At 60.4% G+C, this 26,709-nt stretch carries 20 protein-coding genes; 14 read left to right on the top strand and 6 right to left on the bottom strand.

What is annotated here, in order from left to right; all coding sequences use genetic code 11:
- Nucleotides 1-5 precede the first annotated feature (5 nt).
- Nucleotides 6-3,239 carry a glycosyltransferase family 117 protein gene (locus B5E60_RS07790; protein ID WP_087310950.1) on the top strand — a complete coding sequence of 1,078 codons (3,234 nt, stop codon included), beginning with the start codon at nucleotides 6-8 and terminating at the stop codon, nucleotides 3,237-3,239.
- 436 nt (nucleotides 3,240-3,675) lie between these two features.
- Here B5E60_RS07790 and B5E60_RS07785 read toward each other — a convergent pair whose 3' ends face one another.
- Nucleotides 3,676-5,346 (bottom strand): AMP-binding protein, encoded by a 1,671-nt coding sequence (locus B5E60_RS07785; RefSeq protein ID WP_087310949.1) that lies wholly within the window; start codon nucleotides 5,344-5,346, stop codon nucleotides 3,676-3,678.
- A gap of 96 nt (nucleotides 5,347-5,442) precedes the next feature.
- On the opposite strand from B5E60_RS07785, the gene queG reads away from it, so the two are divergent.
- Complete coding sequence (gene queG, locus B5E60_RS07780) at nucleotides 5,443-6,408, top strand: tRNA epoxyqueuosine(34) reductase QueG (protein ID WP_087310948.1); 966 nt, start codon at nucleotides 5,443-5,445, stop codon at nucleotides 6,406-6,408.
- Nucleotides 6,409-6,705: 297 nt separating this feature from the next.
- Here the strand turns inward: queG and B5E60_RS07775 are convergent, their stop codons facing one another.
- Nucleotides 6,706-7,644 carry a tetratricopeptide repeat protein gene (locus B5E60_RS07775; RefSeq protein ID WP_087311020.1) on the bottom strand — a complete coding sequence of 313 codons (939 nt, stop codon included), beginning with the start codon at nucleotides 7,642-7,644 and terminating at the stop codon, nucleotides 6,706-6,708.
- 104 nt (nucleotides 7,645-7,748) lie between these two features.
- Nucleotides 7,749-8,195, bottom strand: coding sequence for a nucleoside deaminase (locus tag B5E60_RS07770; RefSeq protein WP_087310947.1), 447 nt, complete (start codon nucleotides 8,193-8,195; stop codon nucleotides 7,749-7,751).
- Nucleotides 8,196-8,385: 190 nt separating this feature from the next.
- On the opposite strand from B5E60_RS07770, the gene aspS reads away from it, so the two are divergent.
- The 11 genes from aspS (at nucleotide 8,386) to trmB (ending at nucleotide 21,984) form a co-directional block, all read left to right on the top strand.
- The gene (gene aspS, locus B5E60_RS07765; RefSeq protein ID WP_087310946.1) at nucleotides 8,386-10,143 is read left to right on the top strand and encodes an aspartate--tRNA ligase; all 1,758 of its coding nucleotides are present in this window, start codon (nucleotides 8,386-8,388) and stop codon (nucleotides 10,141-10,143) included.
- A 19-nt stretch (nucleotides 10,144-10,162) separates the two neighbouring features.
- Nucleotides 10,163-10,828: a BglII/BstYI family type II restriction endonuclease gene (locus tag B5E60_RS07760; protein ID WP_087310945.1), complete on the top strand. Its 666-nt coding sequence runs from the start codon at nucleotides 10,163-10,165 to the stop codon at nucleotides 10,826-10,828.
- A gap of 9 nt (nucleotides 10,829-10,837) precedes the next feature.
- Nucleotides 10,838-11,479, top strand: a complete 642-nt coding sequence (locus B5E60_RS07755; protein WP_087310944.1) for an MT-A70 family methyltransferase — start codon at nucleotides 10,838-10,840, stop codon at nucleotides 11,477-11,479.
- A gap of 87 nt (nucleotides 11,480-11,566) precedes the next feature.
- On the top strand, nucleotides 11,567-12,844 hold the full coding sequence (locus B5E60_RS07750; protein WP_087310943.1) for a replication-associated recombination protein A: 1,278 nt from the start codon (nucleotides 11,567-11,569) through the stop codon (nucleotides 12,842-12,844).
- A gap of 85 nt (nucleotides 12,845-12,929) precedes the next feature.
- Nucleotides 12,930-14,126 carry a PDZ domain-containing protein gene (locus tag B5E60_RS07745; RefSeq protein ID WP_087310942.1) on the top strand — a complete coding sequence of 399 codons (1,197 nt, stop codon included), beginning with the start codon at nucleotides 12,930-12,932 and terminating at the stop codon, nucleotides 14,124-14,126.
- Between the two features lie 11 nt (nucleotides 14,127-14,137).
- Complete coding sequence (locus tag B5E60_RS07740; RefSeq protein WP_087310941.1) at nucleotides 14,138-14,659, top strand: metallophosphoesterase family protein; 522 nt, start codon at nucleotides 14,138-14,140, stop codon at nucleotides 14,657-14,659.
- Nucleotides 14,660-14,728: 69 nt separating this feature from the next.
- Nucleotides 14,729-17,179 carry an ATP-dependent Clp protease ATP-binding subunit gene (locus B5E60_RS07735; protein WP_087310940.1) on the top strand — a complete coding sequence of 817 codons (2,451 nt, stop codon included), beginning with the start codon at nucleotides 14,729-14,731 and terminating at the stop codon, nucleotides 17,177-17,179.
- 274 nt (nucleotides 17,180-17,453) lie between these two features.
- Nucleotides 17,454-18,815: an MATE family efflux transporter gene (locus tag B5E60_RS07730; protein ID WP_087310939.1), complete on the top strand. Its 1,362-nt coding sequence runs from the start codon at nucleotides 17,454-17,456 to the stop codon at nucleotides 18,813-18,815.
- Between the two features lie 48 nt (nucleotides 18,816-18,863).
- On the top strand, nucleotides 18,864-20,621 hold the full coding sequence (ricT, locus tag B5E60_RS07725) for a regulatory iron-sulfur-containing complex subunit RicT (RefSeq protein ID WP_087310938.1): 1,758 nt from the start codon (nucleotides 18,864-18,866) through the stop codon (nucleotides 20,619-20,621).
- Nucleotides 20,622-20,669: 48 nt separating this feature from the next.
- Nucleotides 20,670-21,107 (top strand): hypothetical protein, encoded by a 438-nt coding sequence (locus B5E60_RS07720; RefSeq protein WP_239403271.1) that lies wholly within the window; start codon nucleotides 20,670-20,672, stop codon nucleotides 21,105-21,107.
- Nucleotides 21,108-21,231: 124 nt separating this feature from the next.
- Nucleotides 21,232-21,984 carry a tRNA (guanosine(46)-N7)-methyltransferase TrmB gene (gene trmB, locus B5E60_RS07715; RefSeq protein WP_087310936.1) on the top strand — a complete coding sequence of 251 codons (753 nt, stop codon included), beginning with the start codon at nucleotides 21,232-21,234 and terminating at the stop codon, nucleotides 21,982-21,984.
- Nucleotides 21,985-22,029: 45 nt separating this feature from the next.
- On the opposite strand, the gene B5E60_RS07710 is transcribed toward trmB, so the two are convergent.
- Nucleotides 22,030-23,124, bottom strand: a complete 1,095-nt coding sequence (locus B5E60_RS07710; RefSeq protein ID WP_087310935.1) for an alkaline phosphatase — start codon at nucleotides 23,122-23,124, stop codon at nucleotides 22,030-22,032.
- 83 nt (nucleotides 23,125-23,207) lie between these two features.
- Between B5E60_RS07710 and ung the strand changes: the two genes are divergently transcribed.
- Nucleotides 23,208-23,870 carry a uracil-DNA glycosylase gene (ung, locus tag B5E60_RS07705; protein WP_087310934.1) on the top strand — a complete coding sequence of 221 codons (663 nt, stop codon included), beginning with the start codon at nucleotides 23,208-23,210 and terminating at the stop codon, nucleotides 23,868-23,870.
- A gap of 301 nt (nucleotides 23,871-24,171) precedes the next feature.
- Here ung and B5E60_RS07700 read toward each other — a convergent pair whose 3' ends face one another.
- Both B5E60_RS07700 and B5E60_RS07695 read right to left on the bottom strand, forming a co-directional pair.
- Complete coding sequence (locus B5E60_RS07700; RefSeq protein WP_087310933.1) at nucleotides 24,172-25,032, bottom strand: sigma-70 family RNA polymerase sigma factor; 861 nt, start codon at nucleotides 25,030-25,032, stop codon at nucleotides 24,172-24,174.
- A gap of 67 nt (nucleotides 25,033-25,099) precedes the next feature.
- Nucleotides 25,100-26,572, bottom strand: coding sequence for a trypsin-like peptidase domain-containing protein (locus B5E60_RS07695; RefSeq protein ID WP_087310932.1), 1,473 nt, complete (start codon nucleotides 26,570-26,572; stop codon nucleotides 25,100-25,102).
- Nucleotides 26,573-26,709: the final 137 nt, after the last annotated feature.

Raw genomic sequence — 26,709 nt, 5'->3', positions numbered from 1 at the left:
ACGATATGCATCTCTTCAAACGCTGGAACAACCTCGTCGGATGGGGCGTCTTCGCCATTGCGGCGATCGTCTACCTGATGACCATGGAACCCGTGTCGAGTCTCTGGGACTGCTCGGAGTTCATCGCCACCTCCTACAAACTCGAAGTGGGACACCCGCCCGGCGCCCCGCTCTTCATGATGCTGGCCCGGCTGGCCACCCTCTTCGCCTTCGGCAATCCCGATTACGTGGGCATGGCCGTCAATGCGATGAACTCGCTGGCCAGCGCCTTCTGCATCCTCTTCCTCTTCTGGACGATCACCCACCTGGCCCGCCGCATGGCTACGCGCAACGGTGCCGAACTGACCCGCCCGACCATCGTGGCCATCCTCGGTGCCGGCGCCGTCGGAGCCCTGGCCTACACCTTCACCGACACCTTCTGGTTCTCGGCCATCGAGGGTGAGGTCTACGCCCTCTCGTCGATGTTCACGGCGCTGGTCGTCTGGCTCATGCTCAAGTGGGAGGAGCAGGCCGACGAACCCCACGCCTCGCGCTGGATCGTGCTGATCGCCTACCTGATGGGACTCTCGATCGGCGTGCACATCCTCAACCTGCTGTGCATCCCCGCGCTGGTCTTCATCTACTACTTCCGCAAAACGGAGCACATCACCTGGAAGGGCGTCGTCGGCACCACACTGCTGGCCGGAGCCCTGATCATCTTCGTCAACTACATCATCATCCCCTGCACGATCTGGATCGGCGCCCAGTTCGACACGCTCTTCGTCAACACGCTGGGACTGCCCGTCAACACGGGCTTCGCCCTGAGCATGCTGGGACTGCTGGCCCTGATGGGCTGGGCCACGTGGCAGAGCTACCGCCGCCAGCGGCCGCTGCTCAACCTCTTCCTGCTCTCGACGACGATGATCCTCATCGGCTTCTCGTCCTACGCCTCGGTGGTCATCCGGGCCTCGGTCAACCCGCCGATGAACTCCAACAACCCGAACAACCCCCATGCGCTGCTCTCGGTGCTCAACCGCGAACAGTACGGCAACCGTCCGCTGTTGTACGGCGCCCAATACTCGGCGCCTCCCGAGAACGTTACCACCAAGGAGGTCCGCTATCTGGACGAGGACGGCAAATACAAGAAGGCCTCCATCCTGACGGGCTATACCCACGCGCCGGAGTTCATGACCCTCTTCCCGCGCATGTGGAACGCCTCGAAGGGCGAAAAGGAGTACAAGCAGTGGGCCGCCTACCGCACCAAGACCGAGACGCTGCGCGATGAAAACGGCGAGATCCGGCGCGACGCCTCGGGGCGCCCCGTGCGCGGCGAGGTGCTCGACTACGGCCGCAAGCACGTCTACACGGACTCCTACGGCGATACGCGCAGCATCGTCGAGCCGACCTTCGGCGAGAACCTCTACTTCTTCTTCAACTACCAGCTCTCGTACATGTACTGGCGCTACTTCCTGTGGAATTTCGTCGGCCGCCAGAGCGACATCCAGCCCTTGCGCACGACGATCACCGACGGAAACTGGCTCTCGGGCATCCAGTGGATCGACCGCATGTACGTCGGGCCGCAGGACAACCTGCCGCGCGAAGTGGCCGAGAACAAGGGGCGCAACACCTACTATTTCCTCCCCTTCCTGCTGGGTCTGATCGGACTGATCTACCAGTTGAACCGCGATCCGCGCAACTTCTCGATCGTCATGTGGCTCTTCATCATGATGGGTGTAGCGCTGGTCGTCTACTTCAACACCTCGCCCGGCGAACCGCGTGAACGCGACTACGTCTATGCAGGTTCGTTCTACGCCTTCTCGATCTGGATCGGGTGCGGGGTGCTGGCGCTGCGCGAGCTGATCGAACGGATCGCCAAACGCCGCAACCTTGCCACGGCGGCTGCCGCCATCGTCCTTTCGCTGAGCGTGCCGGGAATCCTCGCGGCCCAGAACTGGGACGACCACGACCGCTCGCACCGTACGATGGCCCGCGATATCGGCTGGAACTACCTCCAGTCGACACTCCCCAACTCGATCATCCTCAACTACGGCGACAACGACACCTTCCCGCTGTGGAACAACCAGGAGGTCTACGGCGTACGGCCCGACGTGCGGATCGTCAACACGTCGTACCTCGGCGGCGAATGGTACATCGACGAGATGAAGACCCGCGCCAACGAAGCGGCCGGCGTCCCCTTCTCGCTGCCCAAACACAAGTATACCTACACGAACGATCTGGTGCCGGTGCTGGAGAAGCTGGACCGCGTTCCGGAGCTGCGCGAGGTGATCGACTTCGTGCGCAGCGACGATCCGCGCAGCCAGGTGCAGTACAGCGACGGCACGTGGGCCGACTACATCCCCGCCAAGCGCATTGCGCTGCCCGTCAACAAGGAGAATGCCATCGCTTCGGGGATCGTGGCCGAAAAGGATCGCGACAAGATGGTCGATACGGTCTACATCAACCTGCGGGGCAATTCGGTGGACAAGAGCCAGTTGATGATCCTCGACATGCTCGCGAACTTCGACTGGAAACGCCCCGTCTACCTCACGCAGGTCTACATCATGCAGGACCTCGGACTGATGGATTATCTGCAGTTTGACGGCTACGCCTACCGTTTCGTGCCGATCCGCACGCCGGTGGAGAACCCCTACGAGATCGGGCGCATCGACACGGACTACACCGCACCGCTGCTCCGGAATACGTTCCGCTACGGAAACCTCAACGATCCACGGGTTTACGTCGATTACTTCATCCAGTACAACCTCGCGGCCTCGCATGCCCGCGACGCCTTTGCCCGTGTGGCCAAGGAACTGCTGCGCGAAGGAAAGGTCCAGGAGGCCGTCGAGCTGCTGGACCTGGGTCTGGAGAAGCTGCCCACGTCGCAAATCCGCTTCACGGACTCCAACACCTACCCCTTCCTCGAGGCCTACTATGCCGCCTCGGCCATGGGAGACGAGGAGGCAGCCGAGAAAGGGGATGCCCTGCTGCGGGAATATGCCCAGACGCTGATCGAGTATATCGAGTACTATCTGCGTTTCGAGGGGGCTCAGGGCGACATGGTTTCGGGACTGATCGACGAAAAGCTGGACCAGCTGGGCGACGTCTACTACCTGGCCAGCTATGCCGGACGCCGCGGCATCGTGTCCGAACTGAACAACTACTACCGTACGCTGGGCGTCTCGGAGGAGAATCTCATCCAGGTAGACAGCATCTCCGAAGCGGTCGATTCGGCCCAGAATCTCCCGGCCGAAGCCAAATAGAAACTTCCCGAAGGGGCGGATGGGGACGAGTTGACCCGAAGCCGAAGCCGGCCCCTGGTCCATACAAATAAAAAACGCACGGATAAAACCGTGCGTTTTTTATTTCGTCTTTGTTTGATTGTGTCAGTCCGACTTCGGTCCGTCGCCATTCAGAGAGTGTCCGGGGCAAGATTTTGATCAGGGCATCCGGTTCGTCCGTCCGGTGTTCGGTCACCCGGGGTCAAACGTTCCAACCGGACACTCCATCCGCTCCTGCTCTTCCTCCCGGCCTCCGGGGCCTCCAACCGGACATTCCATCCGCTCCTGCTCTTCCTCCCGGCCTTCCGGGCCTCCAACCGGACACTCCATCCGCTCCTGCTCTTCCTCCGGCCTCCGGGGCCTCCAACCGGACATTCCATCCGCTCCTGCTCTTCCTCCCGGCCTCCGGGGCCTCCGGTCAGGATTTCTCGGGCGTGGGATGCTCGGAAGGCTTGTTCTTCGAACCGTTCTTGTTGTAGAGGAACCGCCGGATCTTCTGCGTCGGCGTCTTCACGAAATCCTCCTTCTCCTCAACTACCTCCGAAATCCGCGAAAAACGGTTCACCTTCGCATTGACGAACTCCATGATCTCCTTCTTCAACTGTTCGGTCTTGGCCTCCAACGCCTCCTTCTTGGTCGCCCACTCCTCGCGCCAGTTATCGATCATCGACTCAATCTCCTCGCGATTGAAGTGAACCAGGGCAATCAGACGCCCTTCGTGCTCCGTAACAATCGAATCGGCAATGCAGACATGCGAGTTCAATACACTTTCGATATCCTCGGGATAGATATTCTCTCCGCCGGGGCCCACGATCATGTTTTTCAGACGCCCCTTGATGTAGAGCCAGCCGTCCTTGTCGAATTCGCCCAGGTCGCCCGTACGGAACCACCCGTCGGCCGTAAAGGCCTCGCGCGTAGCCTCGGGATTCTTGTAGTAGCCGAGCATGATGCTCGGCGTGAGGGCGACGATCTCGCCCTGCCGCGTCTGGGGGTTGACGTTATCCAGCCGCAGCTGCACGCCCGGCGCCTGGGGGCCCGTCGAGCCCAGTCGCACCTGTGAAGGCGCCGCACCGGCCAGCAGCGGAGCCGTCTCGGTGAGTCCGTAACCGATGGCATAGGGCACACGGGCTTCCAGCAGAAAGCGTTCGGCTCCCCGATCGAGTTTCGAGCCGCCGATTCCGAGGAAACGCATCCGGCCGCCGAAGACCTTCATGAGTTTCTTGCCCGCCACCCGGTTGAGATAGCGACGCAGGAAGCCCACACGGTAGGCAGTGCGCCAGAAGCCGTTGGAGTTGAACTTGGCCAACACCTGATGGCGGTAGATCTTCTCGATCACGAGCGGCACGATGAGCATCACCGTAGGCCGCACGCTGCGCAGCGCCGGCATCAGGGCCGAGGCCGTGGGCGGACGGTCGAGGTAGACCACCCGAGCTCCCTCGGAGAAGGGGTAGATCATGCCGATCGAGCACTCGTAGGTATGCGACAGTGGCAGTACCGAGAGGAAGATATCGTCCCAATGAACCGGGAAGATCGAAGACGAAAGGTCGATCTGCCGGCACAGGGCCGCATGGGTCAGCATGACGCCCTTGGGTTTGGAGGTCGTACCCGACGTATAGATGATCACGGCCAGATCGTCGGGTTTGGGGATGGCCGTGGCCCCCTCCTCCCGGACGTGCTGGGCAATGACACCGAGATTTTTCGTACGGACCACGACATTCAGACGGTCGATGGTCTTGCGGGAAAGTTTCGTGAAGAGACGGTCGGAGACCAGCAGCGCCCGGGCTTCGGCGTGTTCGATGATCATGTCGAGCTCCTCGCCCGAGAAGTCGGGCAGAATCGGCACGGCGACCATGCCGGCCGAGGTGATGGCAAAATAACAGATGCCCCAGTTGGGCATGTTGCTGCTCAGCAGGGCGACCTTGTCCCCGGGACGAAGCCCCGAGGTGGTCAGGATCTCCTGCACACGGGCAATACGACGGCCCACTTCAGCATAAGTCACATCCTCGCCGTCGAACATCGAGTAGGCGATCCGCGATGCGAACTTCTCCACACTGTTGCGAACCAGTTCGTACAGGGTATTGATAATCATGACGTATTCTTGTTATCCGTGAAAGGAACGCAATATTACGGGGCTAAGTTACGAATTTCCAACCAAAAAATACTATTTTTGGCGTAAAATATCAATATGCTCGACCATTCGAATATCAAAAGGCTCGCCGCGGAGACGGGGTTCGATCTCTGCGGCGTGGCACCGTGCCGTCACCTGGACGAGGGCGAGTCGCGTTTCCGCGAATGGATCGCCTGCGGCTACCAGTCGTCGCTGGCCTATCTGGAGCGGAATACGGAGAAGCGCTTCGATCCGCGGCTGCTGGTCGAGGGGGCCCGCACGGCCGTAGTCTGCGCCGTGGGATACAAGAACGTCGTCAGCGACGGTTATCCCGCCGCTCACCGCACGAAGATCGCCTCGTATGCCTGCGCCGTGGATTACCACACGCTGCTGCGCGGAATGCTCCGCCAGCTGTTCGAGGGGTTGCGCGAGACTTCGCCCGAACTCCGGGGACGGGTCTTCGTCGACACGGCTCCGCTGGCCGAAAAGCTGCTGGCCGTGGAGGCCGGGCTGGGATGGATCGGACGCCAGTCGCTGCTGGTGACCCCCGAGTTGGGGAGTTTCCTCGTCCTGGGCGAGTTGATTCTCTGCGAGGAGTGCGACCGCTACGACACGCCCTTCGGCGAATCACGCTGCGGAACGTGCCGCGCCTGCGTGGAGAGCTGCCCCACGGGGGCGGTGATGCCCGGGCGGGGAATCGACACGGCACGCTGCATCGCGTGCCACACCATCGAACGCGAACCCGCACAACGGATCGATCTCCACGGCTGGATCTTCGGCTGCGACGCCTGTCAGAGCAACTGTCCCTGGAACCGCCGCGCCCCGCTCCACCGCAACCGGGCATTCGATCCCGTGTTCGATCCGCGCGGCATGGATGCCGCGGCGTGGCGGAAGATGGACGAAGCGGAATTCGAACGCCGCTGCGGCCAGACGCCGCTGACACGCAGCGGTCTGGAGCGCATCCGCGGCAATATCGCCGCGGAGCCGGCCGCAAGGCCTTGCGACGACGTGCGGCCCGCCCCCGAAGAGACGGACCGCAGCTGAATAGGGATAACAGGCGTAAAGCGTATAGGAGGAGGCCCCTGCGTGCGCGACGCCGGAACGGCCGCCTCGAGGCGAATGCGATGCGTGACCCGACGCTAAGCCCCGGCACCTCGATCTCCGGGCTTTCATACGTTTGCTTTTCCATGTCGTTGCGTTGAATGATGTGGCCCGGTTTCCTGCACTATCGTACCGGAGTCTCTTCCACGCGGGAAAAGAAGGCTGGAGAAAAACAAGGAGCGACCCCGCAAGCGGGATCGCTCCTTCTATCATCCGCACCGGAGAACTCCGGCGTCGAAATTACTTCTGCAGTTCAGTCAGCGCAGCCTTGGCATTCTCGGCAGCCGGTCCGGCCGTCACCTTCTGGAAGGCCGAGATGGCCTGAGCCTTCATCTCCTTGGCGTTGTAGGCGGCACCCAGCAGGTAGTACATCAGACTCTTGTCCTCCTCCTCGGTCTGGGCATCGGCAGCAGCCTGAGCCAGTTCGATCACCTTGTCGTAGTCCTTCTTGTTGGCATAGGCCTGCAGGCGCACGTTCTGGAACAGAGCGCTTTCCGGGTTCTTCTCGAGCTGTGCGTCGGCCAGCTTGATGATGCCGTCGAAATCACCGGCAGTCTGCATCTCGGCCACCTTGTTGTTCGTATAGAGGGCCATCATCTCCTTGGCCTTGGCCACGTCCTCGGCATATTTCGGGTGGGTCTTGGAGGCAATGGCCTCGTAGATGTCCATACCCTTCTCGTACTCGCCCATCTCGCAGTAGCTCATCGCCAGGTTCAGCGCCATGGCCGTGTTGTCGGGATCGGCCTTGTAGCCCTTCTCGAAGATGCCGGCAGCCGTCACATAGTCCTTGTTGTTGAAGGCCTCACCGCCCTGCAGCTGGTAGATCTTGGCCACCCAGCCGTTCGATTTGGCAGCCTGCGACATGTCGCCGTAGAGCTCGGCCAGCTCGGCCGACTTGGAGAAGTTCTTCAGCGCCTCGTCGTAATTCTTGGTCCTGATGGCGGCTCCGCCCAGGTAGTAGTAGCATTTGGGCAGCGTCGACTTGGCCGTGGTAACCTGCGTGGCCACCTCCTCGTTGTCGCCTCCCAGCTCAATCACCTGCTCGAACTTGGCTGCGGCGCCGGCGTAATCCTTGGCGTTGAACGCCGCGCCGGCTTCGTTGTAGAGCGTCGCCACATCCTGTGCCGAAAGCGACAGGGCCGCCATCAGCGCTACGGCCGAAACAAAAATCTTTTTCATTTTCATTTTCAATCGTTTTAATTTTTTAGGTTCCGAGTCATCAAAACGTCCGTGTAGGGCGCGTTGGGGACAAAAATACAAAAAAATTTCCGCTTTTGCCAAATTTAATTCCGCAACGAGGCGAAAAAAGAGGTCATCAGCGCTTCACACTCTCCGGCCAGCACACCGCTCGCAACCTCCGTTTTGGGGTGGAAAACCCGTTCGCTGTAGCGGCGGAAACCCCGCTTCGGATCGTCCGCGCCCCAGACCACCCGGCCCACCTGTGCCCACGCGATCGCCCCGGCACACATGATGCACGGTTCGACCGTCACATAGAGCGTACACTTGGGCAGATACTTACCTCCGAGCGTCGAGGCGGCAGCCGTCAGGGCCTGCATCTCGGCATGGGCCGTCGGGTCGGACAAGGTCTCCACGAGGTTGTGCCCGCGGCCGATCACCGCATCGCCCGACACGACGACCGCCCCGATGGGCACCTCCTGCATATCAAACGCTTTTCGGGCCTCGTTTAGTGCCAGGCGCATGAATTTTTCATCGATTTGACGCTGATCCATATCGGTTTTTCTGCAAAAAACGCGATTTTTCCGCGATTTTCCAAATTTTCGCAACTCCCCGCAACGGGGTTCCGACTCCGGAGCTCCTTTTTTTCAGCCCCGGCGGCTTTTTCTCCGCAAAAGTTATTACCTTTGTGGGTTGTTTGAAACAAACCTACGTTCACTCACGGACAAACAAACTTACACGTCAATGTACAGAACTCATACCTGCGGGTGCCTCCGGGCCTGCAATGTCCACGAAAACGTCACCCTGGCCGGGTGGGTGCAGAAAGTCAGAAACCTCGGCGCCATGACCTTCATCGACCTGCGCGACCGTTACGGCCTGACGCAGATCGTCGTCGAGGAGCACTCCCCCGCCGAAGCCCGCCAGACGGCCGCCCGCCTGGGCCGCGAATGGGTCATCCAGGTCGAGGGCGAGGTCGTCGAGCGCCAGTCGAAGAACCCCAAGATGCCCACGGGCGACATCGAAGTCTCGGCCCGCCGCATCACGGTGCTCCACGAAGCCGAGATCCCGCCCTTCACCATCGAGGAGGTCTCGGACGGCGGCGACGACCTGCGCATGAAATACCGCTACCTCGACCTGCGGCGTCCGCCCCTGCAGCGCAACCTGATCCTGCGCCACAAGATGGCCCAGGAGATCCGCCGCTTCCTCTCGGACGAGGGGTTCCTCGAGATCGAAACCCCCTATCTGGTCGCCTCGACGCCCGAAGGCGCCCGTGACTTCGTCGTCCCGAGCCGCATGTCGCCCAACCAGTTCTACGCCCTGCCGCAGTCGCCGCAGATTCTCAAGCAGCTGCTCATGGTGGCCGGCTATGACAAGTATTTCCAGATCGTGCGCTGCTTCCGCGACGAGGACCTGCGCGCCGACCGTCAGCCCGAATTCACGCAGATCGACTGCGAGATGTCGTTCGTCGAGCAGGAGGACGTTCTCGAGGTCTTCGAGCGCTGGGCCAAGCACATGTTCAAGACCGTGCTGGGCATCGACTTCACCGAGCCGCTGCGCCGCATGCCCTGGATCGAGGCCATGGAGAAGTACGGCTCGGACAAACCCGACCTGCGCTTCGGCATGGAGTTCTCCGATCTGACCGACCTGGCCAAGGGACACGGATTCTCGGTCTTCGACCAGGCCGAATACGTCACCGGCTTCGCCGCTCCGGGCTGCGCCACCTACACGCGCAAGCAGATCGACGTCCTCACGGAGTTCGTCAAACGGCAGCAGATCGGCGCCAAGGGGCTGATCTGGATCCGTATGGAGGCCGAAGGTGGCGTCAAGTCGTCGATCGACAAGTTCTACTCGCCCGAGGAGGTGCGCGCCATGGCCGAGCGTTGCGGCGCCAAGGCCGGTGACCTGGTCCTGATCCTCTGCGGCAAGAAGTTCAAGGTGCTGCCGCAGTTGTGCGCCCTGCGTCTGGAGGTGGCCCAGCAGCTGGGGCTGCGCGATCCGAAGAAGTTCGCGCCGCTGTGGGTCGTCGACTTTCCCCTGTTCGAGTGGGACGACGAGACGCAGCGCTTCTACGCCGTACACCACCCCTTCACCTCGCCCAAACCCGAGGATATCGAATTCCTCGACAGCGACCCGGGCCGCGTGCGGGCAAACGCCTACGACTTCGTCTGCAACGGTACGGAGATCGGTGGCGGCTCGATCCGTATCCACGATTCGAAACTCCAGGAGAAGATGTTCGAACTGCTGGGCTTCACGCCCGAACAGGCTCAGGCCCGTTTCGGCTTCCTGATGAACGCCTTCAAGTACGGCGCACCCCCTCATGGAGGTCTGGCCTTCGGTTTCGACCGTTTGTGCGCGCTCTTCGGCGGTTCGGACTCGATCCGCGACTACATTGCCTTCCCGAAGAACAACGCCGGCCGCGACATGATGCTCGACGCGCCGAACTTCATCGACCAGTCGCAGCTCGACGAACTCTACCTCACGCTGCGCAAGCCCGAGGCATAGGATTAATAATCAAATAGGCATGGCAAATTATATTCGAGAACAACTCTTATCCAAATATGAATTTCTCAATTTTGGACATGCTTTAGAAATTCTAAGTGAAGCTTTTCCTAACGAATGGCAAGAAATTCAGGATTGCTTGGAACAGTTAGTCATATCGACCGAAGATATAACTTCTGCAGGAGGAAATGAAACTGCTATACCTAAAAAATTCGATGATTTTTTATATCCCCGAGGCTGGAAAGAACTTAGAATAACAGGAGATTTATTAGTCAAAATATATCCCCGGAGAGCAAATCAGAGAGGACGTTTTACTGACGAACCTTTTGACCAAAAAATCATTGAAGGCTATATCGACGGACATAATATTGACTTTATAAAAGGGAGGGTTGCTTTTGACCTAGAATGGAATAGTAAAGATCAAACATTTGATCGAGACCTACTTGCTTTAAGAACATACTTCGATTGCGGCTTAATTGATGTTGGATTAATCGTTACCCGTTCCAAAGAACTTAATGACATATTCAAAAACCTACAAGACAGACAAGGGAACCCTCTTATAAAAAAATATGGTGCAAGCACAACTTGGCTGGGAAAACTAGAATATCGTCTTAAGTCCCGAAGAAATGGAGGGTGTCCAGTTTTAGCTGTAGGGATAAAAAAAGCTTGTGTTGAAGGATATGAATAAGTCTTTATTATGAAATCTATATTAGAACAAACAATAGATAGCCTTAAGTGTTATACAGCGGGTAAAAAGTACAAAACAATTTATGCCGACCCTCCATGGCAGTTTCAAAACAGGACTGGAAAAGTTGCGCCAGAACACAAAAGACTTACAAGATATGAAACCATGACCCTTGAAGAGATCAAAAGTCTTCCGGTTTCAGAAGTTGCCGACACCAAATGTCATTTATATTTATGGGTTCCCAATGCTCTCTTGCCTGAAGGCCTAGAAGTGATGAAGGCTTGGGGATTTGAATATAAAACAAATATTATTTGGGAAAAAATTAGAAAAGACGGTTTTCCTGACGGCAGGGGTGTAGGCTTCTATTTTAGAAATGTCACAGAAATCTTGTTATTCGGAATCAGAGGTGAAAATAATAGAACACTAAAAGCTGGTAGAAGCCAAGTAAATTTAATACGATCAATAAAACGCGAACATTCAAGAAAACCCGATGAATTTATTACTTTGATTGAAAATTGTTCGCAATCTCCTTATCTCGAACTATTTGCAAGAGGAAATAGAGAAGGATGGGACATGTGGGGAAACCAAGCTTCTGATGATTATGAACCATCATGGAATACATATGCCAATCATACTATAGCTTTTCATAATTAATAAGAAATGGATCAATCGACGATTGATCCATTTTTATGTTTCTCATTATTATTTCCGTATCTTTGATCCGTCAAAACGCGTCGAATCATGCCGAATATCCCCTTAGCCGAACGCCTGCGCCCGCAGACCCTCGATGAGTACATCGGGCAGGAACATCTCGTGGGTCCGAAGGGCGTCTTCCGCAAATTCTTCGAGACGGGAAACGTCCCCTCGTTCATCCTCTGGGGGCCTCCCGGAGTCGGGAAGACCACGCTGGCGCGGATCGTCGCCTCGCAGCTCAACCGTCCGTTCTTCACCCTTTCGGCCGTCACGTCGGGCGTCAAGGAGGTCCGCGAGGTGATCGAGTCGGCCCGCAAGCAGCGGTTCTTCGACCAGCAGCCCCCGTTCCTCTTCATCGACGAGATCCACCGCTTCAACAAGTCGCAGCAGGATTCGCTGCTCGGGGCCGTCGAGCAGGGGATCGTCACGCTGATCGGCGCCACTACGGAAAACCCCTCGTTCGAGGTGATCTCCCCGCTGCTGAGCCGCTGTCAGGTCTACATCCTCAAGGCGCTGGAGGATGCCGACCTGCAGAAACTGCTCGACCGCGCACTGGCCAAGGACACCGAACTGCGCGAACGACAGATCGAGGTGCAGCAGACCGCGGCGCTGTTCCGCTTCTCGGGGGGCGATGCCCGCAAGCTGCTCAACATTCTCGACATCGTGGTGGGGGCCACCGACGGCAAGGTGACGATCACCGACCAATACGTGCAGGACTGCCTCCAGGAGAACATCGCCCTCTACGACAAGAACGGCGAACAGCACTACGACATCATCTCGGCCTTCATCAAGTCCGTTCGGGGCAGCGACCCCAACGCCGCCATCTACTACCTGGCGCGGATGCTGGCCGGCGGTGAGGAGCCGCGCTTCATCGCCCGGCGGCTGGTGATCCTCGCCTCCGAAGATATCGGGCTGGCCAATCCCAACGCCCTGCTGCTGGCCAACGCCTGCTTCGACACGGTGCATAAGATCGGCATGCCCGAGGCCCGCATCACGCTGGCCGAAACGACCATCTATCTGGCCACCTCGGCCAAGAGCAACTCGGCCTACATGGCCATCAACAAGGCCCTCGCGATGGTCGAACACGACACGACGAACCGTCCCGTGCCGCTCCACCTGCGCAACGCCCCGACGCGGCTGATGAAGCAGGCGGGCTATGCCGAGGGGTACAAGTACGCCCACGACTACGAGGGGCACTTCGCCGAGCTGGAGTTCCTGCCCGAATCGCTCGCGGGGACGAAATTCTACGAACCCGACACACAGAATGCCGCCGAGGCCAAGATCGCCGAACGCATCGCTCGCCTCTGGAAAGAGAAGTATAAATAGAACAGCGACCACATGCGGGTCCCGGTGCGAGCGGTCTCGGCATACGATACCTCGACGCCTTACCACAAAAATACCACATCAAATTATGAGAAACACCCTGGCATATCTGTTTTTTCCGGTTCTGTTCTCCTTGAAGAGCGTCGCCGCAGTTCCGGATGGAGCGATTCCGTTTATCTTTGACAGGCATCTGTACCTTCAGGTTACCCTGAATGATTCGATTCCCGTTACCGTTGTTTACGATACCGGAGCCGATTTTCTCTATCTTGACAAGGACTTCCTGAAGCTCAACGATCTTCAAGACGCTTTCGGAAGAAGGGGCAAGGCAAAAATGGGAGGGGCGGGAAACAGCGGACCCCAACTCACGGAGATCTTTATCGACCCGGTCCGGATCCGTTGCGGAACAATGGAATATCAAAACAAGATTACCCCCATAATCGCGTTACGTGATATTCTGGGGAGGCATACGGACGGCTTGTTAGGCAATACGCACCTGTTAAGATCCCCTCTGGAGATCAATTTCAGCGAGGGCTACATGCTTCCGCTCAAAGCGCCCGTTCCGACCGAAAGGCTTGCCGATTACGTGAAACTCGAAGCCCGATTCGAAAACAACCGCATCGATATTAGGGCAAGGCTGCAGATTGACGATAAAAATACGCTGGAGGGATGGTTCAGAATGGATTTGGGATGCGGCTCCACCGTTATTCTCACAAATGAAGCAGCCTCGACACTCAATCTGGGAGAGCTGCCCAAAGCCTGTTTCCGCACTCAAGCCGGAGGAATCGGGGGCGGCTCGGACGAAGTTACGATACGGGCGGCAAAATTCTGCATGGCCGATACGCTCAGGAACCTCGTAATAAGCTATTCGCTCAATGAAAAGGGAGCCCTGTCGTCCGACAAACCCTACCTCGGTTTGATTGGCAACGGGATATGGTCGCTATATGATATTGTCCTGGATCCGGCAAACGCTTCGGTGTGGGTGAAGCGGAATGCGGACAAAGGGACCTACATGCAGTCGTCCGTAACACACATGGCAGCTTTTGACCGTACAGACATCTGCGACGGCTGGGTTGTCAATGGACTCTACAGAGACGGCATAGCCGAAAAGGCGGGCATCGAAATCGGGGATATCATCATCGCCATAAACGGCCGTCCGGTGAAAGATATACCTTGGGAAGAGCAGCGGAAAGGGCTGGACCTTCAGGGAGAAACCATATATACCGTAAAAAAAGCCGATGGCAGGACCGTTGTCTATACATTGTTCATCGACCTACCGATAATCTAATCGAAGCAGCATTGAAAAGGATAGGAATCATCTCCGATACGCACGGGACCTTCGACGAACCGTTGCGCGAATTTCTGAAGGATGTCGACGAAATCTGGCACGCCGGCGACATCGGCTCGCTCGAGCTGGCCGACCGCATCGCTGCGTTCAAGCCCCTGCGCGCCGTGAGCGGCAACATCGACGACGGGATCACCCGCCGCGTCTACCCGCTCTTCCAGTCGTTCGAATGCGAGGGGGTGCGGGTGCTGATGACCCACATCGGCGGCTATCCGCGCCACTACGATCCGCGGGCCGTCGCCCGGATCCAGGCGCTGCGGCCGAAGCTCTTCATCGCCGGCCACTCGCACATCCTGAAGGTGATCTACGACCCCGTCTACGAGATGCTGGCCGTCAACCCCGGGGCCGCCGGCGAACGCGGCTTCCACCGGGTCCGCACGGCCATCCGCCTGAAGATCGATGGCGGCGAAATGCACGACATGGAGGTCGGCGAATGGCCCCGCCGTCAGGCAGATAGCACGGAGGTGTCCGAATAGACGATTCCGGCCATATACTAAACAGAAGCGTCCGGCCGTTAGTGATGCGAATTCTAACGACGACGCAACATGCAACCGAAAATCTCAAAGACGCTGGAGGGCATCATCGCCCGGGCGGCATTCAACACCACCAAGGCCGAGATCACCCGCTCGCTCAAGGACCGACTTACGCTCGAACTGCTGCGCGAGGAGGGGTCCCTGGCCTACCAACTTCTTTCGGCCCGTCTCAGGGACTGGGAACTCTACCAGGTACGCCTGCGCATCGAACGCGAAATCGACGCAGCGGGCAGCCCCGACGACGGATCGCCCGAAGAGTTCTACCGCAACTTCACCCGCGAACTGCTCGAAGCGTTCCCCGAGGTGAAGAGCATCTCCACGGCCCACGCCCTGCAACGCATCGCCGAAGAGCGTGCGAGCGTCACGGCCCGCGTGCTGGAGATGTACGGCATCACGGCCGCCACCATCGCCGAGGGGCTCCGCCGCTTCGCCTCGGGCGACGGCCTGCACATCGAAATCCCGATGACCGACCTGCTGAATTTCCACGAGGAAAACCGCCCGGCCGGGAAAAACGCACTGCTCGACAAGTTCGGCACCGACCTTACCCGGCTGGCTCGCGACGGAGGCATCGACCCCGTCATCGGACGCGACGCCGAAATCGAACGCGTCGTGCAGATCCTCTCGCGCCGCAAGAAGAACAATCCGATTCTGATCGGCGAGGCGGGCGTGGGCAAAAGTGCCATCGTCGAGGGGCTGGCGCTGCGCATCGCGCGCGACGAGGTCCCCTACACGATTGCCGACAAGCGGCTCTTTGCGCTGGACCTCGCCGCCGTAGTCGCCGGAACGAAGTTCCGCGGCGAGTTCGAGGAGCGTCTGCAACAGCTCCTCGACGAGCTGCGCAGCGCCGACGACACGATCCTCTTCATCGACGAGATCCATACGATCGTCGGGGCCGGCGCCACGCAGGGAAGCCTCGATACGGCCAACATCCTCAAACCGGCACTGGCCCGGGGCGAGATCCGCGTCATCGGCGCCACGACACTCGACGAGTACCGCGCCGACATCGAGAGCGATTCGGCCCTCGAACGGCGCTTCCAGCGCGTCATGGTCGAGCCCACGACTCCCGAACAGACGCTGCGCATCCTGCACCACATCGCCCCGCACTACGAACACCACCACCGCGTGCGCTACACCGAAGAGGCCCTTGAGGCGTGCGTGCAGCTGGCCGACCGCTACATCCCGGACCGATACTTCCCGGACAAGGCCATCGACCTGCTGGACGAGGCCGGATCGCGCGTCCACCTCGCATCGGCCGCCCAGCCCGAAGAGCTGCGCCACATGGAGGCCGAACTGCAGCAGGCGCGCAGCGAACACCGCGAGGCGGTTCGCGAACTGGTCTACGAGCGGGCCGCCACGGCGCGGCTGCGCGAAATGGCCCTGCGCACGAAGATCGACGAGAGCCGCAACGCATGGCGGCAGCGTCTCGAGACGCATCCGGCCGAGATCGGCGAGGAGCAGATCCGCGCCGTGGTGGCCTCGATGACGGGCATCCCCACGGAACGGCTCTCCACCGGCGAGCAGCATCGTCTGCAACAGCTGGGCGACCACCTCGCCCGCCGGGTCATCGGCCAGCCGGAGGCCGTCGAACGCATCTCGCGGACGATTCTCCGCTCGCGCACCGGACTGAAGGACGAACGGCGGCCGATCGGCGTCTTCCTCTTCGTCGGGCCCACGGGCGTGGGCAAGACGCTGCTGGCCAAGGAGGTCTCGCGCTGGCTCTTCGACGAACGCCGCGGGCTGATCCGCATCGACATGAGCGAATACGCCGAGAAGCACAACGTCGCCCGGCTGATCGGAGCCCCTCCGGGCTACGTCGGCTACGGCGAGGGCGGACAGCTGACCGAAGCCGTCCGCCGGCAGCCCTACGCCGTGGTGCTCTTCGACGAGATCGAGAAGGCCCATCCCGAGGTCTTCAACGCCCTGCTGCAGATCTTCGACGAGGGCCATCTGACCGACGGTGCGGGACGCCGGGTCGACTTCCGCAACACGATCCTGATCATGACCTCGAACGTCGGATCGCGAACCGTCGCCGTCCGCTCCGCACAGGTGGGTTTCGCCACCCCTTCGAAGCACCTGGCCGTCGACAGCACCCCGCAGTCCGAATACCGCAAGGCGCTGGAAAGCACCTTCTCGCCGGAGTTTCTCAACCGCATCGACGACATCGTCGTCTTCCGCCAGCTCGGGGTCGAGGACGTGGAGCGCATCGTCGATCTGGAGCTGCGGCAGCTGCTCGACCGCACCCGCCGGCTGGGCTACCGGCTGCGCATCACCGACGGTGCGAAACGCCGCCTGGCCCGCATGGGCTACGAGGCGCGCTACGGAGCCAGGGCGCTGAAACGCACCCTCACCGACGAGGTCGAAGAGCCGCTTTCGACGCTGATCGTCGACGGCAAACTGCCGGCCGGCGGCACCGTGATCGTCGAATCGGACAAGCAGCACGGCATCCGGCTGCGCGTGGCCTGACACGGCGGCGGCCGGAACGACCTCCCCGGCATCTGTGAAAAAGGCGGACGGATTCACAAAGAATCCGTCCGCCCTGCGTTTGTCCGCACCCACCGCGGGGATCACTGCCCCAGCCTCCGGAACAGCTCGCCGGCAAACTGCTGTCCGACGGGTAGCGACACACCGCCGCGACGAAGAGCCCGAAACCACGGAAGCCCCGGCCAAATAGCCGGGCGGCCCAGTGCACTTTTCGGAAAGATTTTTGTACCTTTGCCGTTCCGAAACGATCCGCATGATGTACCGTTTTTCGACCTACAAGGAACAATACCGACAGAATCTGCGTCTGGCCCTGCCCGTGGTACTGACCCAGCTGGGACAGATTCTCACGCAGTTCACCGACAATCTGATGGTCGGCCGCTACGGCGGCAACGACCCCCTGCCGCTGGCTGCCGTCTCGTTCGGCGGCTCGGTCTTCTTCATCCTCTTCATCGCCTCGATCGGCATCGCCATGGGCATGACCCCGCTCGTGGGCGAGCGCTACGTACAGGGCGACCGCATCCACTCGGCCCGCCTGCTGCAGAACGGAATCCTCTTCTACGGCCTGCTCGGGGTGGCGATGTCCGCCATCCAGTATGCCGCCATCCCGCTGCTCTACCACATGCGCCAGCCGGCCGACGTGGTCGACATGGCCATCCCCTACTACAAGATGCTCGTCTGGAGCATGCCGCCGGTGATGCTCTTCTTCGCCTTCAAGCAGTTCCTCGAAGGGGTCGGGAACACCCGCGCCGAGATGTACGCCACGATCGTCGCCAACGTGGCCAACATCGGTTTCAACTGGATATTCATCTACGGCCACTGGGGATTCCCCGAGATGGGGGCCGAAGGGGCCGGACTGGGAACCCTGCTGGCCCGCGTGATCGGCATGGCGATCATGATCGGATACTTCTGCGCCCGGAGCCGCTACCGGCAGTATTTCGGGTGGTTCTCGTGGCGGGGCTTCTCGCTGCGGCGCATCGGCGAACTCTTCCGCATGGGCGGCCCGATCTCGCTGCAGATGTTCCTCGAATCATCGGCCTTCGTCGGCACGGGCATCATGATGGGCTGGTTCGACAAGCAGACCCTCAGCGCCAACCAGATCACCATGACCATCGGCAACTGCGCCTTCATGATCGTCATGTCGATCGGCGCCGCCACCACGATCCGCGTCTCCCACTGCTACGGCGCCCGCAACTTCGGCGAACTCTCGCTGGCCGCCCGGGCCTCGTATCACCTCGTGCTGGCCTGGAACGCCCTGGCCGCCGTGCTCTTCATCTCGCTGCGGCATGTCATCCCGACGCTCTTCACCTCGAATCCCGAGGTCATCGCCATCACCTCCCAACTGCTCGTGCTGGCGGCGCTGTACCAGCTCTCGGACGGTCTGCAGAATGTCTCGGTGGGCATTCTGCGCGGTATCCAGGACGTGCGCATCATCATGCCCATCGCCTTCGTGTCGTACTGGCTGCTCAACCTCCCGGTGGGCTATCTGCTGGGATTCACCCTCGGAATGGGGCCCTCGGGACTCTTCCTGGGCTTCTCGTTCGGGCTCTCGGCGGCCGCCCTGCTGATGATCCTGCGCATCCGCCACAGCGTGCGGCGACTCCGAACGGCAAAAGTTTAGACGGCGGATTCAATTTTTTTTCGTATCTTTACGCAAATTATACCCGAAATGGAGATCGAAAAAACACATGATACCGGCGCCTTCAAACCCGAAGTGGGTCGCGGATGCGCCTTCTGCAACTGCGGCGCCGAACCCGAAGTCCGGCTTTGCGACGGTTGCTTCAAACTGCACGAGACCCCCTGGCTCGACGAATATCCCGTTAACGAACCGACCGATATCGTCGAGGTGCGATTCAAGAACACCCGGCGGTCGTTCTATCAGAATGTCAACCACCTGGACCTCAAGCGCGGCGATATCGTCGCCGTCGAGGCCTCGCCCGGCCACGACATCGGAATCGTCTCGCTGACGGGCGACCTGGTGGCCCGGCAGATGCGACGCATCGGCTTCAACCCCTACAACGGCGAGTACAAGAAGATCTACCGCAAGGCCAAACCCTACGACATCGAACGCTGGCAGGAGGCCATCGCCCTCGAACACGAAACGATGATCGCCTCGCGTCAGATCGCCGCCGACATGGGGCTGAACATGAAGATCGGCGACGTCGAGTACCAGGGCGACAAGATCAAGGCCATCTTCTACTACATCGCCGACGAGCGAGTCGACTTCCGCGAACTGATCAAGGTCTTCGCCGAGCGATTCCACATCCGCATCGAGATGAAGCAGATCGGCGCCCGTCAGGAGGCCGGCCGCATCGGCGGTCTGGGAGCCTGCGGCCGTGAGTTGTGCTGCGCGTCGTGGATGTCGACCTTCTCGAGCGTGACGACCGGTGCGGCCCGCGTGCAGGACATCTCGCTCAATCCGCAGAAGCTGGCCGGGCAGTGCTCGAAGCTCAAGTGCTGCATGATGTACGAATACGACGCCTACGTCGATGCGCGGAAGGAGTTCCCGCGGCTGCGCGAACCGCTCCAGACCGAAGAGGGCGAATGGTTCCTCGTCAAGAGCGACGTGCTGGCCGGAACGATGACCTTCTCCTCGTCGAAGGAGACGATGTCGAACCTCACGACGCTGCCCGTTTCGCGCGTGAAGGAGATTCTGGCGCTGAACCGGCAGGGCAAGAAGGCCGAACGGCTGCAGCATGCCGACGATATCCGCCCGACCGAGGAGGAGCCGACCTACCGTTCGGAGGAGGACAGCATCACGCGTTTCGACCAGGCCAAACGCCGCAAGCGCGGAGGCAAAAACAAGAACCGCAACAATCCGAACGGTCAGAACGGCCGGACGGCCCGGGCCCAGCAACCGGCCGGGGCGTCGGAACAGGGTGACGAAGCCGCCCGGGAGCAATCGGCGGAAAACGCCCAGCACCGCAACCCGCGGAACCGCAACAACAAGGGTCAGAACGCCGGAGAGAACACCCCGAACGGACAGAAGGAGCAGGAGACCAATCCGGCAAACGGAGCCGCCTCCGCGAATGACGGCCATTCGGCACCGCGGTCCGAGAACGGCCGCCGCAACAATCGCGGCAACCGGGGCAATCGGGAAAATCGCGGCAACCGACAGGAGAACCAGGGAGGTCCGGGAAACCGGGGAGACCACCAAGATAACCGAGAGAGTCAGGATAACCGGGAGCCGCGTGAGAACGGCGCACGGCCGGCCAACGGAGGAGACACCGCCAACGCCAACAACAACGGCAACCGCGAAGGACGCCGTGAAGGGGGACGCAACCATCGCCGCAACCATCGCCGGGGCGGCCAGAACGGCCAAAATGGCGGCAACGGCGGCAACGGCGGCAACAACGGCAACGGCGAAGCCAACGGCAGCAAGACCAATGGCGGAGGTACGGCCCCGGTCAACAGTTCCAACGAATAGAGAAAAACATCCGGCAGTTGCCGGGACGGGAGAAAGGTGAACGGACGATTGCAACAGATTACGGCGATGCTGACACTCGGGCTCCTGCTGGCGGGAGCCACAGGTTGCTCGTCACCCTGTCAGACGGCAGCCGCGGATGTCTCGCCGCGGCGCTGGGAGGCTCCGGCCGAAATCCGGCTGGAAAATGTCGATACGGTGATGCTGCGCAATGCGGCGCTCTTTCTGCGCTGCAACGACCGCTTCACGGAAGATACCCTCACGGTGCGCATCGCTGCGCTCTCGCCCGATTCGCTCCGCTTCGAGGAGCCCTTTCTGCTGGCTCTCACCCGTACGAACGGACCCGCAGCCCTGATGCGCGAATACCTCGTCCCCTACCGTCACCGGGTCCGGCTCGGACGTACGGGCGAGTATCGCTTCCTCATCACGCCGATCCGTCCCGTCCGCGGGGTGGAGGCCATCGGGATCCAACTCTCGGAGAGCCGCTGACCCGGTCCGAGGGGGGGGGCAAGCCCGATGGGGCCAACAGGCTGACCGGAAGCCCTGCGTCCCCCAAAAACCAGAAACACCAAGACCCCAGGAAAACCATTCACACGATCAGCAACACGACCACATGGGAAAAGACAAACTCCGTCGCTTCAGCGAGAACCTCACCTTTGCCTGCTTCGTACAACCCGAATTCGAAGAGGTCTTCCGCCACGACCACCCGCTGAAGGGGCATTGGAACCGCGATTTCTTCCACAACGACCACCCGATTGTCCTCGAACTCGGGTGCGGAAAGGGTGAATATACCGTCGCGCTGGCCGAACGCGACCCCGCACGCAACTACATCGGCATCGACATCAAAGGTGCCCGCATGTGGCGCGGAGCGAAGACCGCCACCGAGCGCGGCATGTCCAACGTCGGATTCCTCCGCACGCGGATCGAATTCATCAACGGACTCTTCGCCGAAAACGAGGTCTCCGAACTCTGGATCACCTTCCCCGATCCGCAGCTCAAGACGCGCCGCGCCAAGAAACGCCTCACCTCGCCGCTCTTTCTGGCGTATTACGCCCGGATGCTGCGTCCCGACGGTGCCATCAACCTCAAGACCGACTCGCAACACCTCTACGCCTATACGAACGAAGTGATCCGGCGCTTCGGCCTTCCGTGCGAAGTCTCCGAGCCGGACATCTACGGTTCGGGATATGCCGACGAGGTGCTCTCGGTGAAGACCGCCTACGAGGAGCGTTTCCTCGGCATGGGGCTGCCGATCACCTACACGCGATTCCGCCTCGACGGACGCCGCGACTTCCCCTGGTTCGACTGGGAGGAGGACGAAAAACTCGAAAAGGATGCCGAAGAGGCCCGAAAGGCCGGACGTTGAGTCCGGCCCTTTTTCAATCCCGACAGAAGGTCCCTCCGGCCCCGGCTACTGCAGGCCGAGCAGCTCCATGATCCGCCGCGAGAGTTCGGTGTTGTCCATCACGCCGTGAATACGGTCGGCCCCCGTGCCGTAGAGATAGACGGGCACCATCGTGGCCGAATGGTTGTGCGTCGAGAGGTGGTAGTCGATCCCGCTGTCGGCCCGGGTGAAGTCCGCCTCGAGGGCCGGAATCGAAAGGCCCCCCGTCTCGTGATCGGCCGTCACGACGACCAATACGCCCGGCGTGCGGTCGGCATAGGCCATCGCCTCGGCCACCGCCCGGTCGAAATCACGCATCTCGGCCTGCATCCACGCAATATCACCGGCATGCCCGGCCAGGTCGATCTGCGAGCCCTCGACCATCAGCAGAAAACCCGTTCCGCGCCGTGCCGCCTCGCGATCGAGCAGTTCGAGGGCCTTGCGCGTCGCCCGGGGCAGGAAATCACCGCGCCCAAGGGCCGGAGCCAGGTGCTCGTCGGCCGCCACGCACAAGAGGCGGCCCTGCGTCACGGTATCGGCTTCCGCGAGCGAACCGGCGACAAAATACCCGCGCCGGCGAAGGGCGTCCAGACCGCTGCCGCCCTCGGGACACTCCTCCGCAAGCCACTTGCAGCCGCCCCCGAACAGCACGTCGACGCCACTCGCCAACAGATCACGGGTAATGGATCGGGTATCGTTGCGATCCGGCACATGGGCATAGAAGGCCGCCGGAGTCGCGTGTTGCAGATAGCAGGTCACGGCAATGCCCGTGGGCATCCCTGCCTCACGGGCCCGAGTCATCATCGACCGCAGGGGATGACCCTGCAGATCGACACCCAACATGCCGTTGCCGGTCTTCGAGGCCGACGAGAGGGCTGTGGCGGCCGCCGCCGAATCGGTCACCCGGCTGTTGGCCGAACGGGTGCGGATCAGTGCCACCCCCTGCGCCCGATCGAACGACGTCAGCGTATCGCCCTGTTCCAGCTGCAGCATCGAGACCTGAGCCAGCCCCATGCCGTCGCCGATCATCAGAATCAGACTGCGCACCTCACCAGGTTCCGAGCCCCGGACCGTCGTCATCGCGACGAGCATCGCGAAAAGAATCCATCCCCTCATTTTCATCCTTCATGCTTGAATTCGGAGCGAAGATAAGCCCTTTTCGCGAACTTTTTACTACCTTTACACGAGTTTAACCACCTTGTAACATGGATGTAAAGATTGCCCCGGACTGGAAAGAACTCCTCGCTCCGGAGTTCGAAAAGCCCTACTTCGCCCAACTCACCGACTTCGTGCGTCAGGAATACGCCACGCACCGCATCTTCCCGCGGGGCAGCAACATCTTCCGCGCCTTCGACAAATGCCCGTTCGAGCGGCTGAAGGTCGTCATCATCGGCCAGGACCCCTATCACGGCCCGGGACAGGCCAACGGGCTCTGCTTCTCGGTCTCGGACGGCATTCCCTTTCCGCCCTCGCTGCAGAACATCTTCAAGGAGGTCTCCGACGACACCGGACGTCCGATCCCCGCAAGCGGCAATCTCGACCGCTGGGCCGAACAGGGCGTTCTGCTGCTGAACTCCGTACTGACGGTCCGGGCCCACGAAGCCGCCTCGCACGCCGGACGTGGCTGGGAGACCTTCACCGACGCCGTCGTGCGGGCCATCGCCGAGCGCAAACAAGGGATCGTCTACATGCTCTGGGGCAGCTACGCCCAGCGCAAGGGGGCCATTGCCGACCCCTCGCGCAACCTCATTCTGAAGGCGCCGCATCCTTCGCCGCTCTCGGTCTACCGGGGATTCTTCGGCTGCCACCACTTCTCGCAGGCCAACGACTACCTCCGCAGCCAGGGCAAGGAGCCCATCGACTGGTAGGCGCCACAAACACGCCGCCCCTGTGCTCTCCGGCCCTGCAAGGTTATCCGGAGATGGGGGGGGGTGAAGCAAAGGAGGGGGCACTCCGGAACACCGCCGCCCCGAAGCATCACCGGACCCAGAATACCGCCGATACCCTCCGGAACACCGCCGTTCCCCGGAGCAACACCGGCTCCCAGAGCAACACCGGCCCGACACATAACGACACAAAAAAACCGGAGGTTTTATAGCCTCCGGTTTTTCATATTTTTCCGGTTCTCAAGGCACCAACCCTTTCAGTCCTCGGCCCTCTCCGGCCCCTCTATCCCAGATAGGATTTCAGCAGCTTCGAGCGCGACGAGTGACGCAGACGGCGAATCGCCTTCTCCTTGATCTGACGCACACGCTCACGCGTCAGGTCGAACTTCTCGCCGATCTCCTCGAGGGTCATCTCCGAGCAGCCGATGCCGAAGAAGTACTTGATGATATCGCGTTCGCGTTCGGTCAGGGTTTCGAGCGCCCGCTCGACCTCGGTCGACAGCGACTCGTTGATCAGTCCGCGGTCGGCGTTGGGCGAATCGGGGTTGACCAGCACGTCGAGCAGCGAGTTGTCCTCGCCGTCGGCAAACGGTGCATCCACCGAGACGTGGCGTCCGGCCACCCGCAGTGTATCGGTCACCTTCTCCTTCGGGAGTTCGAGCTCCGTGGCCAGCTCCTCGGGCGACGGCGTACGCTCGTGCTCCTGCTCGAAGCGGGCGAAGGCCTTGTTGATCTTGTTGAGCGAGCCGACCTGGTTCAGCGGCAGACGCACGATACGCGACTGCTCGGCCAAAGCCTGGAGAATCGACTGACGAATCCACCACACCGCATAGGAGATGAACTTGAAGCCACGGGTTTCATCGAACTTCTCGGCGGCCTTGATCAGACCGAGGTTACCCTCGTTGATCAGGTCCGGAAGGCTCAGCCCCTGGTTCTGGTATTGTTTGGCGACCGAGACCACGAAGCGAAGATTCGCCTTGGTCAGTTTTTCGAGGGCCTCCTGATCGCCTTTCTTGATTCGTTGGGCGAGTTCCACCTCCTCTTCCACCGTGATGAGCTCCTCCTTGCCGATCTCCTGGAGATATTTGTCCAGCGAGGCGCTCTCGCGGTTGGTGATGGACTTTGTAATCTTGAGTTGACGCATATCTTTATCCTAACTTCCTAAAATGTTTCCGTTCCATTCGACACGAAACCCGCCTCCGAATCGCCGGCTACTCGACAAGCATGTAGCTTGCCGAACGGCCGTTAGGATAGATACCGTCGATCGAACGGATCTTGTCGGTCATGCGCTGCATGTCGCTCAGCGAATAGACCGCCTGATCGTTGATGTGGGTAATCACGAATCCCTGCTTGACGCGGGCGCGGGCCAGAATCCCGTTCGCCTTGATCCCGACGACCTGTACACCGCCCCGAATATCGAGTTCGCGGCACAGTTTCGTCCCGGCATCGGCGAACTTTCCGCCAAGGGCCTCGACCACGTCGACGTCCTCTTTGGTCATCAATTCCGTTTTACCAGCCTTATTACGTAAAGTGACCACAAATTGTTTCACCTTGCCGTCCCTTTTTACCGATAATTTGACCGTATCGTTGGGTCGGCGTTTGGCGATCTGCTCCTGGAGCGTCGAGGGCTCGGTGATCTTCACCCCGTCGATATCGAGAATGATATCGCCCTTGCGGATGCCGGCCTCCGAAGCCGAACCACCCTCCGAGACACTGGCCACATAGGCGCCGCCAAGCTCCTTGATGCCCAGATCCTTGCCTCCCGAGTCGAGGAAGTCCTGATCCACCATGCGGAACTGAATGCCCAGCATGGCGCGCTGTACGACGCCGTACTCCTTCAGGTCGACGACCACCTTGCGGACGATCGACTCCGGAATGGCGAACGAATAACCCACGTAGCTGCCCGTCTGCGACTTGATCAGCGTGTTGATGCCGACCAGCTCACCGTGCGTGTTGACCAGCGCACCGCCCGAGTTGCCGGGGTTGACCGCCGCGTCGGTCTGGATGAACGACTCGATGCGGAAATCGTTGGGGATGGCCCCCAGCTGACGCGCCTTGGCGCTCACGATACCGGCCGTGATGGTCGACTGCAGGTCGAACGGCGAACCGATGGCCAGCACCCACTCGCCCAGACGCAGCGCATCGGACGACCCGAAGGGCAGCGTCGGCAAATCCTTGGCCTCGATCTTCACCAGCGCCAGGTCCGTGGCCGAATCCGTACCGATGAGCTTGCCGTCGAACATGCGGCCGTCGTTGAGTTTCACGCGGAGTTTCGTGGCACCGTCGACGACGTGGTTGTTCGTCACGATATAGCCGTCCTCCGAGATGATGACGCCCGAACCGCCGGCCCGCTGTTCGCGGTACTGCGGACGGCCGTCGCCGTAATCCTGCGGGATGCCGAAGAACTCCAGGAAGGGGTCATACCCCCGGCGCGGCATCTCCACCTGCTGGATGGCCTCGATGTTTACGACCGCCTTGACCGCATTCTCGGCGGCATAGGTCAGGTCGGGATATTGTTCATTCTGGTAAGAGGTAAAGTGGTTGCCCAGCGCCGGCGTACGCTCGACCTGGCGCTCGACGTATGCCACCGAACCGTTCTGCTTTCCGCTCACGGCCCAGGCTGTCAGACCGCCGGCTGCGGCCGACACGGCAACAAGTCCCAAAATCAAAAATGCCTTTTTCATAGTTGTTCAAGAGTTTAGTGTCTAACTTTCGGAGGCAATTTTTTCCGCATAGGCTTTGTTCTGAATTTCTTTTGTGGGATAAACGGTCGGAATTGTCGGGTTAGTATGCCATTTTGCACAAAAAAATCGGGACATTC

The organism is Alistipes sp. An116 (genome assembly GCF_002161005.1).
Classification (GTDB): domain Bacteria; phylum Bacteroidota; class Bacteroidia; order Bacteroidales; family Rikenellaceae; genus Alistipes; species Alistipes megaguti.
Note: the sequence above shows the minus strand (reverse complement) of the source record. Positions and strands in the feature narration are given on the sequence as shown.